17 protein-coding genes are annotated in these 14,793 nt (G+C 28.8%); 8 read left to right on the top strand and 9 right to left on the bottom strand.

All coding sequences use genetic code 11. The features are described from left to right. The first annotated feature begins 25 nt into the window (after positions 1-25). A complete protein-coding gene (locus ACSIGC_RS17610) occupies positions 26-430 on the top strand; it encodes a DUF1573 domain-containing protein (protein WP_442266072.1) in 405 nt (134 codons plus the stop codon). 53 nt (positions 431-483) lie between these two features. Here ACSIGC_RS17610 and ACSIGC_RS17605 read toward each other — a convergent pair whose 3' ends face one another. Beyond that, positions 484-1,815, bottom strand: a complete 1,332-nt coding sequence (locus tag ACSIGC_RS17605; RefSeq protein WP_442267776.1) for an aspartyl protease family protein — start codon at positions 1,813-1,815, stop codon at positions 484-486. A 192-nt stretch (positions 1,816-2,007) separates the two neighbouring features. Here ACSIGC_RS17605 and ACSIGC_RS17600 point away from each other — a divergent pair, with 192 nt between their 5' ends. Together ACSIGC_RS17600 and murB are read left to right on the top strand one after the other, a co-directional pair. Beyond that, entirely contained in the window at positions 2,008-3,198 is a 1,191-nt protein-coding gene (locus tag ACSIGC_RS17600; protein WP_442266071.1) for a pyridoxal phosphate-dependent aminotransferase, read from the top strand. A gap of 6 nt (positions 3,199-3,204) precedes the next feature. Beyond that, positions 3,205-4,212 carry a UDP-N-acetylmuramate dehydrogenase gene (gene murB / locus ACSIGC_RS17595; RefSeq protein WP_442266070.1) on the top strand — a complete coding sequence of 336 codons (1,008 nt, stop codon included), beginning with the start codon at positions 3,205-3,207 and terminating at the stop codon, positions 4,210-4,212. On the opposite strand, the gene ACSIGC_RS17590 is transcribed toward murB, so the two are convergent. From ACSIGC_RS17590 to ACSIGC_RS17565, 6 genes are all read right to left on the bottom strand, one after another. Next, complete coding sequence (locus ACSIGC_RS17590; protein WP_442266069.1) at positions 4,209-4,814, bottom strand: hypothetical protein; 606 nt, start codon at positions 4,812-4,814, stop codon at positions 4,209-4,211. The two genes, murB and ACSIGC_RS17590, sit on opposite strands and share 4 nt — an antisense overlap. A 5-nt stretch (positions 4,815-4,819) precedes the next feature. Continuing rightward, complete coding sequence (locus ACSIGC_RS17585) at positions 4,820-5,284, bottom strand: hypothetical protein (protein WP_442266068.1); 465 nt, start codon at positions 5,282-5,284, stop codon at positions 4,820-4,822. Between the two features lie 151 nt (positions 5,285-5,435). Beyond that, positions 5,436-6,095, bottom strand: a complete 660-nt coding sequence (locus tag ACSIGC_RS17580) for an SCO family protein (RefSeq protein ID WP_442266067.1) — start codon at positions 6,093-6,095, stop codon at positions 5,436-5,438. Further along, positions 6,079-6,642, bottom strand: a complete 564-nt coding sequence (locus tag ACSIGC_RS17575) for a toxin-antitoxin system YwqK family antitoxin (protein WP_442266066.1) — start codon at positions 6,640-6,642, stop codon at positions 6,079-6,081. Before ACSIGC_RS17575 ends, ACSIGC_RS17580 begins: the two co-directional genes overlap by 17 nt. After that, positions 6,643-7,410, bottom strand: a complete 768-nt coding sequence (locus ACSIGC_RS17570; RefSeq protein WP_442266065.1) for a YHYH protein — start codon at positions 7,408-7,410, stop codon at positions 6,643-6,645. Between the two features lie 2 nt (positions 7,411-7,412). Beyond that, on the bottom strand, positions 7,413-8,729 hold the full coding sequence (locus ACSIGC_RS17565) for a sulfatase-like hydrolase/transferase (RefSeq protein WP_442266064.1): 1,317 nt from the start codon (positions 8,727-8,729) through the stop codon (positions 7,413-7,415). Positions 8,730-9,119: 390 nt separating this feature from the next. Between ACSIGC_RS17565 and ACSIGC_RS17560 the strand changes: the two genes are divergently transcribed. The 5 genes from ACSIGC_RS17560 (at position 9,120) to lipA (ending at position 12,608) form a co-directional block, all read left to right on the top strand. Next, positions 9,120-9,323 carry a membrane or secreted protein gene (locus ACSIGC_RS17560; RefSeq protein ID WP_299682267.1) on the top strand — a complete coding sequence of 68 codons (204 nt, stop codon included), beginning with the start codon at positions 9,120-9,122 and terminating at the stop codon, positions 9,321-9,323. A gap of 12 nt (positions 9,324-9,335) precedes the next feature. After that, positions 9,336-9,896 (top strand): RNA polymerase sigma factor, encoded by a 561-nt coding sequence (locus tag ACSIGC_RS17555; RefSeq protein ID WP_442267775.1) that lies wholly within the window; start codon positions 9,336-9,338, stop codon positions 9,894-9,896. Beyond that, entirely contained in the window at positions 9,893-11,119 is a 1,227-nt protein-coding gene (locus ACSIGC_RS17550; RefSeq protein WP_442266063.1) for an NRAMP family divalent metal transporter, read from the top strand. Before ACSIGC_RS17555 ends, ACSIGC_RS17550 begins: the two co-directional genes overlap by 4 nt. Before the next feature lie 115 nt (positions 11,120-11,234). After that, on the top strand, positions 11,235-11,681 hold the full coding sequence (locus tag ACSIGC_RS17545; protein WP_442266062.1) for a hypothetical protein: 447 nt from the start codon (positions 11,235-11,237) through the stop codon (positions 11,679-11,681). A gap of 42 nt (positions 11,682-11,723) precedes the next feature. Continuing rightward, entirely contained in the window at positions 11,724-12,608 is an 885-nt protein-coding gene (lipA, locus tag ACSIGC_RS17540) for a lipoyl synthase (RefSeq protein ID WP_442266061.1), read from the top strand. Positions 12,609-13,149: 541 nt separating this feature from the next. On the opposite strand, the gene ACSIGC_RS17535 is transcribed toward lipA, so the two are convergent. Together ACSIGC_RS17535 and ACSIGC_RS17530 are read right to left on the bottom strand one after the other, a co-directional pair. Then, positions 13,150-14,130: a PLP-dependent cysteine synthase family protein gene (locus ACSIGC_RS17535; protein WP_442266060.1), complete on the bottom strand. Its 981-nt coding sequence runs from the start codon at positions 14,128-14,130 to the stop codon at positions 13,150-13,152. Between the two features lie 87 nt (positions 14,131-14,217). Beyond that, the gene (locus tag ACSIGC_RS17530) at positions 14,218-14,778 is read right to left on the bottom strand and encodes a hypothetical protein (RefSeq protein ID WP_442266059.1); all 561 of its coding nucleotides are present in this window, start codon (positions 14,776-14,778) and stop codon (positions 14,218-14,220) included. Between the last annotated feature and the right edge of the window lie 15 nt (positions 14,779-14,793).

Genomic DNA, 14,793 nt, shown 5'->3' with positions numbered 1-14,793 from the left:
ATCCCTAAACAATTATTTTAACATTATGAGAACAATTTTATCAATTATCGCAGTATGTTTCATCACTTTATCTGTAAATGCTCAGGAATTTAAGTTTATTAATGAAGGTGGAGAAACTATTAACTATGGAAAAATAGCATTAGGTTCTGACGGTAAAAGAGTATTTGAATTTACAAACACAGGTGATGCTCCATTAATTATAAAAGATATTAAATCTACTTGTGGTTGTACAGTACCAAGTAAACCAGAAAAGCCAATTATGCCAGGAGAAAATGGAAAAATTGAAGTATCTTATGATACTAAAAGACCAGGAGGTTTCTCTAAAGCAATTACAATTTACTCTAACGCAAAACAAGAGAGAAAAATGTTAAAAATTAAAGGTTACATTGTTAAAGATTCAAAAGTTAAAGTTGAGAAATCTTCTATGTAACATAAAAACATACTACTATATAAAAAAAGAGTTCCAAATTTGGAACTCTTTTTTTATATCCTTCTTTCTAACCTTAGTTTGTATGTATAGTATATCCCATCTCTTTCGATTCCTAAAACTACTTTTCTTCCTGGTTTGTAACTAAATATACCATTTATTTCATCTAATGTAAATTGATAAGCAGGTTTCCCATTTATTTTCTTTATAATATCTCCTTTTTCTAAACCAACATAAAAAGCTGGAGAATCTTTAATTACTTCATAGACTTTGTAAGCTGGTTTAAATTCATATTTATAAGTTGTTATAACAGAAAACACATCTGGTTTGGTTGTTTTACTTTCAACTCCATATGAATTAATATTTGTTTGTTCTACTTCCTCTTTTATTAAATCTTTTCCTGAGTAAACTACTACTAAACCACTCATATTATAATAGAATCCTTTTTTTAAAGATCCATTTTTCTTCAAAACCATTCTTCTGTTAGGATAATCTAACCAAACTTTAAAACGTTTTAAAATATTTCCACCAATACTTCCGTTTCTACTTTTAAATTCTCTAGCATTAACTGTTGATGTTGTATCTAAAAAAGAAACCGTAGGTTCTGGAATTACAAATTTACCCAATCTAAATTCTGCTATCCTACTTCTATTCCCATAAATACTACCTGTTAAGCCTTCTCCTAGAATATCTTTAAAATATTTTTTTGGAGTTTTAATAGCATTATGAGTACCTTCAAACAACCAAATAGCATCACTACCTCCAGAGTCTACTAATAATTTTGTTTTAATTTTTTTATTAGTTATTGTATCTATTTGAGTAACTGTATTTATATAAGGTTTACTTCTATAAAATTCTAAAGGAAATTCTTCACATCTCCTACATTTTTTTAGTTTGTATTTTTTAGGATTATAAAAAGTTAATGTTTCATTACTGTAATCTATCTTTAAAATTACATCTTTTAATAAATCAAAACCTATAATTCCATGAATCGTAACTCCCATTTTAGAAGACATGTTAAAACTATCTCTTAAAATAACATATAAATCTTGACTAGAACTTACAATATTATTAATACGAAAATGATTGCTTTTAGATAATAATGCTTGAACAGCTTCTTGTTTTCCTAACCCTCTTAACTTAATTTTTTCAATATTATTTAACCCTAAACTATCATTCTGATTTAAATTAAACAAAATAGTTTTATTAACACCTGTGTCTAATATAAATGATAATTCTTTACCATTAATTTCTAATGGCATGACAATTAAATTATTAATATTTTTGAATTTAACTTTCTGTTTTACATCATCTTTACCAAAAAACTGAAATTTTCCTTGAGAAAAAATAGTATTAGATATAAAAAAAAGTACAAAAAAGAATAACACCTTCTTCAAGCTAGTAATTTTTATGTTCTATATATTCAATATACAATCAAATTCGTTAATTAGTGATATTTTAAGATACTTTTAACCATTTTCTTTCGGTGAAATGAAGTTTTTTTAAGGTTAAAGATTACACTATTTTAAATATTTTTTTTGCAACTTTGTCTTCAATAAACAACTATAAAATTTCTAATTATGCCATCAATTTCTGACAAAGGAAATTCAATGCCGCAATCTCCAATTCGTAAACTGGTTCCTTTTGCGGAAGATGCTAAAAAAAGAGGTATAAAAGTTTTCCATTTAAATATTGGACAACCTGATATTAAAACGCCTCAAGTAGCATTAGATGCTGTAAAAAACAATAATATAGAGGTATTATCTTACGCTCGATCTGAAGGTTCTGAAACATACAGGACTAAACTTTCTAACTATTATGCTAAAAATGGTATCTCTGTAACTGCAAATGATATTATTGCAACTACGGGCGGATCTGAAGCTTTATTATTTACTATTGGTAGTATTACTGATCCGGGAGATGAAATCATTATTCCTGAACCTTTTTATGCGAACTATAATGGTTTTTCTATTGCATCTGGTGTAAAAGTAGTTCCTGTAATTTCTTCTATCGACGATAATTTTGCTTTACCAAAGATTGAGGATTTTGAAAAATTAATTACTCCAAAAACTAAAGCAATTTTAATCTGTAATCCTGGAAATCCAACTGGATATTTATACAGTAAAGAAGAAATTCAAAAATTAAAAGAAATTGTTCTTAAACACGATTTATTTTTAATTGCTGATGAAGTTTACAGAGAATTTGCTTACGATGGTGCAGAACATCACTCTATTTTAAAAGAAGATGGTTTAGATAAAAATGCTATTGTTATTGATTCTGTTTCTAAACGTTACAGTATGTGTGGTGCAAGAATCGGATGTATTGTTTCTAAAAATCAAGAATTTGTTCAAACTGCAATTAAGTTTGCACAAGCAAGATTAAGTCCGCCTACTTATGCTTTAATCGCTAGTGAAGCAGCTTTAGATACGCCTCAAAGTTATTTTGATGATGTTATTGAAGAATATGTAGAACGTAGAAATACATTAATTTCTGAACTAGAAAAAATCGAAGGTGTAAAAGTTGCCAAACCAAAAGGTGCTTTTTATTGTATTGCTGAATTACCAGTTGAAAATTCAGAAGATTTTGCACAATGGATTTTAGAAAGTTTTAATCACAATAACGAAACTGTAATGGTTGCTCCTGCTGGAGGTTTTTACTCAACTAAAGGAGAAGGAAAAAATCAGGTTCGTATTGCCTATGTTTTAAACAAAGAAGATTTAAAACGTTGTGTTGCTATTTTAAAAGCAGCTTTAGAAGCTTACAATAAATAATTTCATTTGGAAATTCAACAAAATATATCATTAAAAAGTTATAACACGTTTGGCATTGATGTTAATGCCAAACGTTTTATTTCTATTCGTTCTGTTCATGAACTGCAAAAACTTGTAGTAAAAGAAAAATCTATTTTTTTAATTTCTGGAGGTAGTAATATGCTATTAACTAAAGATATTGAAGATTTAGTAGTTCATATTAATACTGAAGGAATTTGTATTGATAGAGAAGATGAAAACTCAGTTTATCTTACAGTAAATGCTGGAGAAAACTGGCACGATTTTGTTTTATGGTGCATTGATCAAAACTATGGTGGAATTGAAAATTTATCTTTAATTCCTGGAAATGTAGGTACATGTCCTATTCAAAATATTGGTGCATATGGTGTTGAAGTAAAAGATGTGATTACAAAAGTGGAAGCAGTTGCCATTGAAACTGGAAAACTGGTTCAGTTTTCAAATGCTGATTGTAAATTTGGTTACCGTAATTCTATTTTCAAGAATGAAGTTAAAGGAAAGTATATTATTACTTCTGTAAGTTTAAAACTTACAAAAAAGAATCACTTACTTAACACTTCTTACGGTGCTATTGAAACTGAACTTGCTTCTAAAAACATTACGAATCCAACGATTAAAAATATTTCTGATGCTGTTATAGCAATTAGACAATCTAAACTACCAGATCCTAAAGAAATTGGAAATAGCGGTAGTTTTTTCAAAAACCCAGTAATTTCTAAAAGTCTTTTTGAAAATTTAAAAGATAAGTTTCCAAATATTCCTAGTTATCCGGTATCTGAAACTGAAATTAAAGTTCCTGCTGGTTGGCTAATCGAACAAAGTGGATTTAAAGGGAAACGTTTTGGTGATTATGGTGTTCATGAAAAGCAAGCCTTAGTTTTAGTAAACTATGGAGATGCTTCTGGAGAAGACATTTACAATCTTGCTCGAAAAATACAAACTACAATTAAAGAAAATTTTAACATTGACCTTGAAATAGAGGTAAATGTGATTTAATTAATTTGTTGTTTAACCATTTTCCCATGAGAATCGATTTCTATTTCAAAGGTTTTTAATGTAGTGTTTTTAAAGTTATCATCATCATTTGAAACCAAAGTCTGACGAATTTCTTGTTGCTTCACTATAATTTTACTCTTTTGAATTGTAACATTAAGTTCACTGACAAAATATTCATTGCTTCCCATATTACTATTCTTACAAAAGCAACCTATTAACTCCTCTCCTATTATTTCTCCTTCATAATTCATAGTTACTACATATATACCTTTATTATCTATTCCAAAAGCTCCAGGTGAATAATAATGTGTGTAAATTAAACTTAAATATTTCTGATCGAAATACGCAAAACCGTAGTAATAACTTTCTGTTCCTACATATCCTATTTCATCAACAACTTCGACATTCAAGAAACGTTGTAATAATTTAGAATCTATTTCTTCTTCAATCCTAGGCTCTGAAAAATTAAATGGAGATTTAACCTTCTTAAAACTTTCAATAAATTTTTTAAGAGAATCATTTTGAATTTGATACAGATCTCTTTGAGATGACAACTCAAAATTAAAAAGTATACATGCTAAACAAATTATAATTCCTTTCATACTTTTCAATAGTTCTTAGTCTTAACAATTTCTCCACAACAATTATATTTCTTCCAAACTCCTATTTTCTTTCCTCTACTTTTTGCTCCTTCCCAAACTAAACAAGGTTGATTATCTTTAGAAACTTCATATTGTTTTTCATAAGTTTCAAAAATTAAATATTTAGATGACCCTAACGCTTTTCGTATATCATCTGATTTTGTGTCAATTTTTGTGGTTGTTAACTCTTTTGAAAGATTTCCATCTAATGTCATAGCACGGTAATACAATGCAGTTCCATAATTATCATATTTTATTTCCCAAAACAAATCGTCGTTTTTAAGCCATGAGGCACTGTAACCTGCATTAAATTTATAAATTTTACTTTTTCCTTTTATTTTATAAGTGTAAAGCGTCTCAATAAATTTACATTTCCCATTTTTATATTTCTTTTCGATCTTAATTGAATCTTGAAATATAAAATTCTCCATTAATTTTAAATACCTCTCGGTATGTTGAGAAAAGCTACTTATCGAAATAAAAAGTAGTATTAGTAAAATCTTTTTCATAAAACACGCATTAAACTCTACAAATTTAACTATTAACTAATAATTTAGAGTTTTTAAATTATGTTTCAGAAATTTATTTTTCTTTTTTCAATAAATTTATATGTCGTATTAGTCGTTGAATTTCTAGTTCGATTGTTCCATTATAAACACCTCGTATTCTTCCTTTTTTATCGACAAGGACAAAATTTTCGGTATGTATAAAAGCATCTTTATCTTGCGTTTTCACAAAGTCTTCATCCGCAAAATAAGATGTTCGTGCTAAATCGTAAATCAGATCTTTATCTCCTGTTACTAAATTCCACTTTTTAGAATTTATCCCATTTTCTAAAGCATATTGTTTTAAGACAGGAACAGAATCTTTAACAGGCATTACTGTGTGTGATAATAATTGGATTTCATCATCTTCTTTATATTCGTCTTGAAGTATACTCATATTCTTCTCTAAAATTGGACAAATACCTGGACAACTTACAAAGAAAAAATCTGCCACATAGATTTTACCTTTATAGTTTTCATTTGTGATCGTTTTTCCTTCTTGATTTATCAAACTAAAGTCAGCAATTTTATGAATACTTTTATACTCTATTGAGCTTTCTGCAATCCATTCAGGAGTAAAAATAGCTGAATTAAAAAAAGGTAAAGTAATAGACCTATCTACTTTAATTTCTTTCTTACAACTCACACAAAGTAGTGTGATACAAACAAATAAAATTATATTATTTATAGCTTTCATTAATCGTGTTTACTGTATAACATTTTTTGAGGCCAATTAAACCGAAACGATCTCCGTTTTTAGTTACAAAATTGGCTCTGATCTTTCCGTCATCTCTCCATAATTGTTGTTTTCCTTCTTCTTTCCCTTCTACAAAATGAAAAGCCTTCATCTGTTGTCCGTTTTTATACCACTCACTCACTTTTCCATCATAAGCTCCTTTAGCATTAAAATGGTATTCAAATCTTTTATTTCCATTACGCCACCAACCTCTATGAACACCACTTTTTTTTCCTTGAGTATAAAATCGTTCTTCAATTCTTAAAGTATCATTTAAATACTTTAATTCTTGTCCTTCTTTCTTACCTTTTAAGTAATTAGAAATCGTTTTTAATCTATTTAAACTATCATATTTAATTAACTCTCCTGAATATAAATTTTGTTTCAAAAAAAGTTCTCCATTTACTAATTTAAAATCAGTTGTATTGAAAATCTTGCTTTGATATTTAATTTCATCTCTTTTACAAGATAAAAACGTGACAAAAATTATTAAGAAAAGTCTCCTCATTTATTGAGATATATTTCCTGGAGTACCGAAATATCCATTTCCGTTAATATAAGGAGCTTCAGTAGTAACATGATAATGATAAATCCCGTTAGGAAAATCAGGTGTTACACCAACATGTCCATGAAATTCATCTAAATCTGAATTTGTAACTGGACTTCCATTTTCTTCTGGTCCGTATACAGGAAATCCATCTGCTAGTAATCCTAAAAATCCTGATTTCCCGAAAGTATCTGTTAAAAATGTTGGCTCTATATGATAATGATAATTTCCTCTAGCATCAGGATGACCTAAATATTGATCAAAAGAGTCTATTTCACTAGTTAAGGGTTGATTATTTGGTCCAGCATATTGATTATAAAAAACAACTCCATTTACACATACACCTATAGGCCCAAGAGGTGTCGCTGTATTACTTGAAGCTTCTTGTGGTTTTAAAGGAATTGTGAAAACTATATTTTGACTCTCAATTAAATTAGGATTTTTTCTCCAATCAGGATTATCTCCATTATAAGCTTCATACATTGGATTTGTTTGTTCCCAATAAGGACTTCCATGATTTGGTAAATCATCGGTAGTAATTTCAACAACATCTCCGTTTATCGCATAAGAAACACCTGGTACGTTATCAAATTTTGACAATACACTTGTTATATCATAAGATTCAGTTGGTGTTGTTGGAGTTTCATTGGTATTTTCATCATTATCAGAAGAACACGCCACAAATAAAATTAGAAGACTACCTATTAAAGTTTTATATATATTTCTCATAATTAACCTTTTATAATATTTATTCTATTTTTTAATTCAGTTAAAACAGTTTGTTCAGTTACACTTAGTGATGGATTATCTAACAGATTATTAGTTTCAAAAAAATCATTAAAAACATTATAAAAAGCTTCTGTTCCATCTGAAAAAAGGATGTATTTGTAATTTTCGTTTCTTACTGTAATATCTTCTGTACCAAAATCTCTACCAATTTCTGTGTAAGCATAATCTCTTAACATGATATTCGAATTATTAGATGCTATACTCCAAAAACTACGGCTATCGTTAATTGTACTTACATTTACCCCAGCTATATTTGCTATCGTTGCAAATAAATCGGTTGTATTTACTAAGGAAGATTCAGCTTCATTAAATCTATTTACATCTTTACCATATATAATCATAGGTACATTTACTCCCCCTTGATAAACTGTTCCTTTAACACGTCTATTTCTATACTCTTGAGCTACTTGATTTGGAGTTCCATTATCTCCAATAAATATGATAACTGTATTATTTCTTTCTTCTTCTGACATGGAATTCAATAAGCGACCTATTTCAGAATCCATAGCTTCTATCATTGCCATGTAATATGGTTGTGGATTAGCATCTATAATCGCTTCATCTGTTGGTAAATTTCCTTGAGAATGTAAATCTATTGGTGGCAAATGAAAAGGTGTATGAGGTGCATTATAAGCTAACCATAAAAACCATGGAGTATCTTGATCTTTAACCCAATCTATAGCTAAATCTGTAAATTTAGTTGTCGTATATTCTGTTGAATTATTTTGAACTCCATTTTCGGTTAAAGTCCAATTCCAATAAGAAGTAACTGCTCCATTCAATAAACCAGCATAATAATCTACACCTAATTCGTTTGGATGATTAGCGTCTCTTGATAAATGCCATTTACCTATAACAGCATTTTGATAACCAGCACCATTATCTTTTAAATATTTTTGAATTGAAGTTTCAGAAGTAGACAATTCATCATCTACTTTCATAACCCCAGTTCTAAAACCATATTTACCAGTTAAAATACTTGATCTAGTTGGTGTGCAAGTTGGATAGGACCATAAATTATCAAACCGAACTCCATTATTGATCATGCTTTGAAGATTTGGCATATTAGGCTTAATACTTCCGACAGAATAACCTGGCGTTGCATCCAATCCCATATCATCGGCTATGATTAATAAAATATTAGGTTTTGTGGCTTCTGAATTAGAATCAATTGGCGATTCTGTATCTACATTATCTTTACTACAAGAAGTAATCAGTAGTAATAGCACTAATAGTATTGGGGATAAAATCAATCTCATATATCGTACTTTTATTTTTAGACCATCAAGAGTTATAAAGGTTTAAAAATTTACTAAACAATACACAAAAAAAATCCAATGTAACTGATTTTAAAAATATTACATTAGATTAAAATTGATTTATATGTTAGTTTTTTTTAGAAAATAGATTAATTTCTAAATCTATTGTTATGGGAATTACTCTTCACTTTAATATAGTTAGGTTTTAAATCTTTATTATATCCTTCTGTTATAAAACCTATCAAACTATTTAAACATTTCACTAAAAATTCTTTCATGACTGAGGGATTTAATTTTTATCTTTCATAAATTAAGACACTTTCTTTTTCAAAAAGTCACTAACTATTTTAAAAATTAGTTTATGTATCTTTGTAGCTTAAAAATATTTTTATGAAATTAATTTTTTTAACAATAGGATTATTAGCTTTAGCTTTCGGTGGAATTGCTATTAAGATTTGGGCAAAAAAAGATGGTGAATTTGCAGGAACATGCGCAAGTCAAAATCCAATGTTGAATAAATCTGGTGAAGCTTGTGGCTTTTGTGGTAAAACACCAGATCAATTTGATACTTGTAATGAACCTCAACATCAATAAAAAAATAATCTCATAAAAAAGGAAATCCTTATACATATAGAACAAGCAAAAAAAGGCAATCAGGTTGCTTTTAATCACCTTTTGGATTTCTATTGGGGTAGTGTTTATGGATATCAGTTAAAAAATACTGGTAATGAAAATGATGCAGAAGATATAACTATTCAAACTTTTGCTAAAGCATTTAACAAAATTCATCTCTACAATGAAGATTATGAGTTTAATACTTGGTTAATTGCTATTTCAAAAAATTTATATCAAGATTTAGTAAGAAAACGAAAATCTTCAATTCATTTTAAAGTTTCTTCTGTAGAAGAAGATAAAATATATGATATTATTGATGATACTCCTTCTCCTGAAGATAAATTTATTAAAGAACAAAATTTAGCTAAACTCCTTAAAGACATTAAAAAACTTAAACCTAAGTATCAAGAAATTATAAACTTACGTTTCTTTCAAGAACTTTCTTATAAAGAAATTTCTATACAAATTAATGAACCTATTAATAATGTTAAAATTAAATTACTTAGAGCCAAAAAGTTATTAGCTGAAATTATTAAAAAAAATAACTCGTGAAAAAATCTATACTAAATGTACTTGGACCAGGTTTACTTTTTGCTGGTGCTGCAATTGGTGTATCACATTTAGTACAAGCTATAAGAGCAGGAGCAGATTATGGATTAGGTTTATTATGGGCTATTATTTTAGTACATATCTTTAAATATCCTTTTTTCAGATTTGGGCCTCAATATGCAGCTGCAACTGGAGAGAGCTTATTAGACGGGTATAAAAAATTAGGAACAATTTATTTGATAATATATGTTGTTGTAAATTTTATAACAATGTTTACAATTCAGGCTGCAGTAACAATTGTTACAGCAGGTCTTGCTAGTCAACTTTTTGGATTTACAAATGACCTTATATATTGGTCATACATACTTTTAATTGTTATTATTATAATTTTATTTTTAGGTAAATATTCATTTTTAGATCGGTTTATAAAATATATTATTTTATTTCTCACCATTAGCACTTTACTAGCTGTAAGCATCGCTTTTTTAAAAAACGAATCTACTTACTCTTTTCAACAAATATTACCTAAAAACGCATTAGAAATAAGTTTTTTAATAGCTTTCTTGGGTTGGATGCCTGCTCCTTTAGATATTTCAATATGGCATTCGCTTTGGTCTGTTGAAAAAAGCAAAACTATTTCAGAAAAAATTACAGTAAAAAAATCAATTTTTGATTTTAACGTTGGGTACTTAGGAACTTTATTTTTAGGAATTTGTTTTATTCTACTTGGAACCTTGGTCATGTTTAACACAGGAGAAACTTTTTCTTCTAGTGGAGGAAAATTTGCTATTCAATTAATAGATTTATATACTAAAAACCTAGGAAGTTATTCTAAAATAATAATTGGTATAGCCGCTTTTACAACCATGCTCAGCACTACAGTAACGACCTTAGATGCCTCTCCTAGAGCTATGAGTAAAAGCACCGAACTACTAGGTTTTAAAAAGTTAAATTATAGATTTTGGATACTTTTTCTTCTAATAGGTACTTGCATTATTTTAACTTTTTTTAAAAGCAACATGCTTACTTTGGTGAAAATAGCAACTATTTTCTCTTTTTTAACAGCTCCAATATTTGCTTTTCTCAATTTCAAGTTAATTACTAGTTCACATACACCAAAAGAATTTCAACCTAATATATTCTTAAAAATTATAAGTTTTTTAGGTTTTATTTTTCTTTTTCTATTCAGTATATGGTATTTAAAAACCTATATTACAACACATTAAATTTAATTCTGTTTATTTTTTTTAAAAAAAATCAAAAAAAAACAGAAAAAAAATTAAATTAGCATGCTTTTTGATTATTTCTATCGGAGCAAATAAAACCCCAATATTAAAAAAAATGAAAAACGTTATTATTAAAGCAGTTATTACAACTGTTCTATTATTTTCAGTTCATAATTCTTTTTCTCAAGGAGAAGATTTTAAAAATGCTTTGAATACTAAAGATTTGCATTTTACGGGTGTGTTACAACAGCAAAATGGAAAATTCCGTTACGATTATCATGACATTTATGAGAAAGATTCTGTAGCTAAAGATCTTCAAGCAAGTGGTTATCATGGAGGAGGACCTTCTTGGTTAGGAATTATTTATGGTGCATTTAAAGTTGGTGGAAGCGATTTAATTGATGGTTTAGAAATGAATGTTGAAGTTAGTGGTATTACATTTTGGAGTGCTAATAGAGATGATTTAGAAAAAATTGGAAGAATTGTATCTCTAGTAAAAACTAATGACAATGCATTACAAATGGCAATTGATAAAGCAACTGAACTAGATATTATGCAATAACAAACATTTCTTCGTAAATTTGTAATTCAAATTTATAATAGAATGTCTGATAATTTAGCTACAACAATTACTAACCCACCTAGTGAGAGAGTAAAAAAACCAAAATGGTTACGTGTTAAATTGCCTGTTGGTAAAAAATACACAGAACTTCGTGGCTTAGTTGATAAATATAAACTTAATACAATATGTACAAGTGGTAGTTGCCCTAACATGGGAGAATGTTGGGGAGAAGGTACTGCTACATTTATGATTTTAGGTAATATCTGTACAAGATCTTGCGGTTTTTGTGGAGTGAAAACAGGAAGACCTGAAACGGTAGAATGGGATGAACCAGAAAAGGTAGCTCGATCTATAAAAATCATGAATATTAAGCATGCTGTAATTACTTCTGTAGATCGTGATGATTTAAAAGATGGAGGCTCTATTATTTGGGCTGAAACTGTACAAGCCATCAGAAGAGCAAATCCAAATACTACTTTAGAAACTTTAATTCCAGATTTTCAAGGGAACGAAAAACTAATTGATCGTATTATAGAAGTCCACCCTGAAGTTGTTTCTCACAACATGGAAACCGTTCGTAGATTAACACGTGAAGTTAGAATCCAAGCAAAATATGATAGAAGCTTAGGTGTTTTAAAATATTTAAAAGAAAATGGAATGAGAACCAAATCAGGTATCATGCTTGGTTTAGGCGAAACTGAAGAGGAAGTAATACAAACTATGACAGATTTAAGAAATGTTGGGCTTGATGTCATAACTATAGGACAGTATTTACAGCCTACTAAAAATCACTTACCTGTTAAAGAATTTATAACACCGGATCAATTCAAGAAATATGAAGAGCTTGGTAAAGAAATGGGGTTTATGTATGTAGAGAGTGGGGCTTTAGTACGTTCATCATACAAAGCACACAAGCATGCTAGCTAAAATTTTCATTGTGAATCCCTTAACAAAACAGCTTCTTAAAGTTAAAAAATTGTAAACTATAAAATAAAACAAAAAACTTACAGTTATAATTCATAATTTTGGCACAGTAATTGAAAACCATTTATTGTATAACACAATAATGTTTTCATTGTGTAAATTATTTGAATTAGTTGATTAACAGAAGCCGTCTCAGTGAGATGGCTTTTGATTTTTATAGAATTGCGCTAAAAACATCAAATTAAAAAACAACATTTTTATTCAATAAAAAAACCACCTTTAAGGTGGTTTTATATTTTTAAACTATTTGTATCAAAAAGGTGATAAACACACACAAAACAAACATTAAGATGGTTAAGCTTGATACAAACAAGGTCTTTTTTAGATTACTATTAATATGATCTCTATAAAAAGTGGTTTTCCTAATTAGTAAATTCGATAAGTACACTAAAACAAATACAGGTAAACCGTAAAATATTACTAATACTAAAAGTAATTGTTGAATATTACTTGGACCTCCACATAAAAAATGAATCATAGAATATTATTCTAAGTATCCCATTTTTTTCATCCACTCGTCGTTGAACATTTTTCCAACATAACGACTTCCATGGTCATGGAATAAAACAACAACTATATCATCTTCATTAAAATGCCCTTTTAACTGCAATAAACCTTTCATTGCTGCTCCAGCAGAGTTCCCTAAGAACATTCCTTCTTTTTTAGCTAATAATTGCGTATAAACAGCAGCATCTTTATCGGTAACCTTTGTAAATCCATCAATAATACTAAAATCAACATTCTTTGGTAAAATATCTTCTCCAATTCCTTCTGTTACGTAAGGATAAATTTCATTTTCATCGAAAATACCAGTTTCATGATACTTTTTAAATACTGATCCGTAAGTATCAATTCCCCAAACTTTAACGTTAGGATTTTGCTCCTTTAAATACTTTCCTACTCCTGAAATAGTTCCTCCTGTTCCAACACCAACTACGAAATGAGTAATTTTTCCTTCAGTTTGCTCCCAAATTTCAGGTCCAGTACTTTCATAATGACCTTTTGCATTACTTGGGTTATCATATTGATTAACATACCAAGCATTCTCTGTTTCTTCCGCTAATCTTCTTGAAACCGAATAGTAACTTCTAGGATCATCTGGCTCAACATTAGTAGGGCAAACAACCACCTCTGCTCCTACTGCTTTTAAAATGTCAATTTTCTCTTTACTTTGTTTATCTGCCATCACAAATATACATTTGTATCCTTTTACAATAGCAGCTAAAGCTAGTCCCATTCCTGTATTACCTGAAGTCCCTTCAATTATAGTTCCTCCTGGCTTTAATCTTCCATCTGCTTCTGCATCTTCAATCATTTTTAAAGCCATTCTATCCTTTACAGAATTACCAGGATTAAACGTTTCGTATTTAGCTAAAACCAAACAAGGTAATTCTTCAGCTAATGTATTTATCTTAACTAAAGGTGTATTTCCTATAGTTTCTAGAATATTCTTTGCGTATTTCATTTCGTTAAGTTTGCTGTGCAAATATAGGTTTATCAAACGATAATATAAAGCCAATAAAAAATCCCGAAAAATCGGGATTTGTGTATTTTAGTTGAACCAAACAATAAAGGATTTAATCTTCGCTAAATCAGGTATTTGCTCGATACTAACTTTTTTCATATTAAACTCTTTTAAGCCCAATTCTTCTTTATCTATAGCAATTGTAGCATTTAAATCATCTATAAAAATAGTGGCTGAAGAAAATGACGTTTCTATTTTACTAATGGCATTGTTTGCATTTATGTCTCTAAAAGTAGAAAGTACATTTAACCCATTAACAGTTTTAAATCTTTCGTCAAATACTTCAATACTTTTAATTGTTGAAGTCGAATCTAATTGTTCTCTTGGAACTACAGTTAATAAGTGCTTACCTCCTTTTTCGAAAATTTGATATTCATCATCATCTTGGAAATAGTAATTTCCTTTGGCTCCTTCACTTAAAATTTTAACAATAGAATCTTTAGCAAAAATCTTATCTAAGTCTTGCATTGTAGTTTCTTTTGTGATTTGTCCTACTTTTCCTTTAGCAATCGTGTATTTATCTTTACTACACTGCGTACTAACAACTGCAACACAAACAACTAACACGATTTTTAATAATTTTCTCATTTAAATTAGTTTCTT

Origin of the sequence: Tenacibaculum aquaeponti (assembly GCF_052084715.1) — a bacterium.
In the GTDB taxonomy this organism is placed as follows: Bacteria; Bacteroidota; Bacteroidia; order Flavobacteriales; family Flavobacteriaceae; genus Polaribacter.
The sequence above is the reverse complement of the archived record's forward strand: the minus strand, read 5'-3'. Positions and strand labels throughout refer to the sequence as shown.

Excerpts from the sequence above, each read along its gene's own strand:
- ACSIGC_RS17610 (WP_442266072.1), top strand. The coding sequence starts at position 26 with ATGAGAACAATTTTATCAATTATCGCAGTATGTTTCATCACTTTATCT.
- ACSIGC_RS17600 (WP_442266071.1), top strand. The coding sequence starts at position 2,008 with ATGCCATCAATTTCTGACAAAGGAAATTCAATGCCGCAATCTCCAATT.
- ACSIGC_RS17590 (WP_442266069.1), bottom strand. The coding sequence starts at position 4,814 with ATGAAAGGAATTATAATTTGTTTAGCATGTATACTTTTTAATTTTGAG.
- ACSIGC_RS17585 (WP_442266068.1), bottom strand. The coding sequence starts at position 5,284 with ATGGAGAATTTTATATTTCAAGATTCAATTAAGATCGAAAAGAAATAT.
- ACSIGC_RS17580 (WP_442266067.1), bottom strand. The coding sequence starts at position 6,095 with ATGAAAGCTATAAATAATATAATTTTATTTGTTTGTATCACACTACTT.
- ACSIGC_RS17575 (WP_442266066.1), bottom strand. The coding sequence starts at position 6,642 with ATGAGGAGACTTTTCTTAATAATTTTTGTCACGTTTTTATCTTGTAAA.
- ACSIGC_RS17570 (WP_442266065.1), bottom strand. The coding sequence starts at position 7,410 with ATGAGAAATATATATAAAACTTTAATAGGTAGTCTTCTAATTTTATTT.
- ACSIGC_RS17565 (WP_442266064.1), bottom strand. The coding sequence starts at position 8,729 with ATGAGATTGATTTTATCCCCAATACTATTAGTGCTATTACTACTGATT.
- ACSIGC_RS17560 (WP_299682267.1), top strand. The coding sequence starts at position 9,120 with ATGAAATTAATTTTTTTAACAATAGGATTATTAGCTTTAGCTTTCGGT.
- ACSIGC_RS17545 (WP_442266062.1), top strand. The coding sequence starts at position 11,235 with ATGAAAAACGTTATTATTAAAGCAGTTATTACAACTGTTCTATTATTT.
- lipA (WP_442266061.1), top strand. The coding sequence starts at position 11,724 with ATGTCTGATAATTTAGCTACAACAATTACTAACCCACCTAGTGAGAGA.
- ACSIGC_RS17535 (WP_442266060.1), bottom strand. The coding sequence starts at position 14,130 with ATGAAATACGCAAAGAATATTCTAGAAACTATAGGAAATACACCTTTA.
- ACSIGC_RS17530 (WP_442266059.1), bottom strand. The coding sequence starts at position 14,778 with ATGAGAAAATTATTAAAAATCGTGTTAGTTGTTTGTGTTGCAGTTGTT.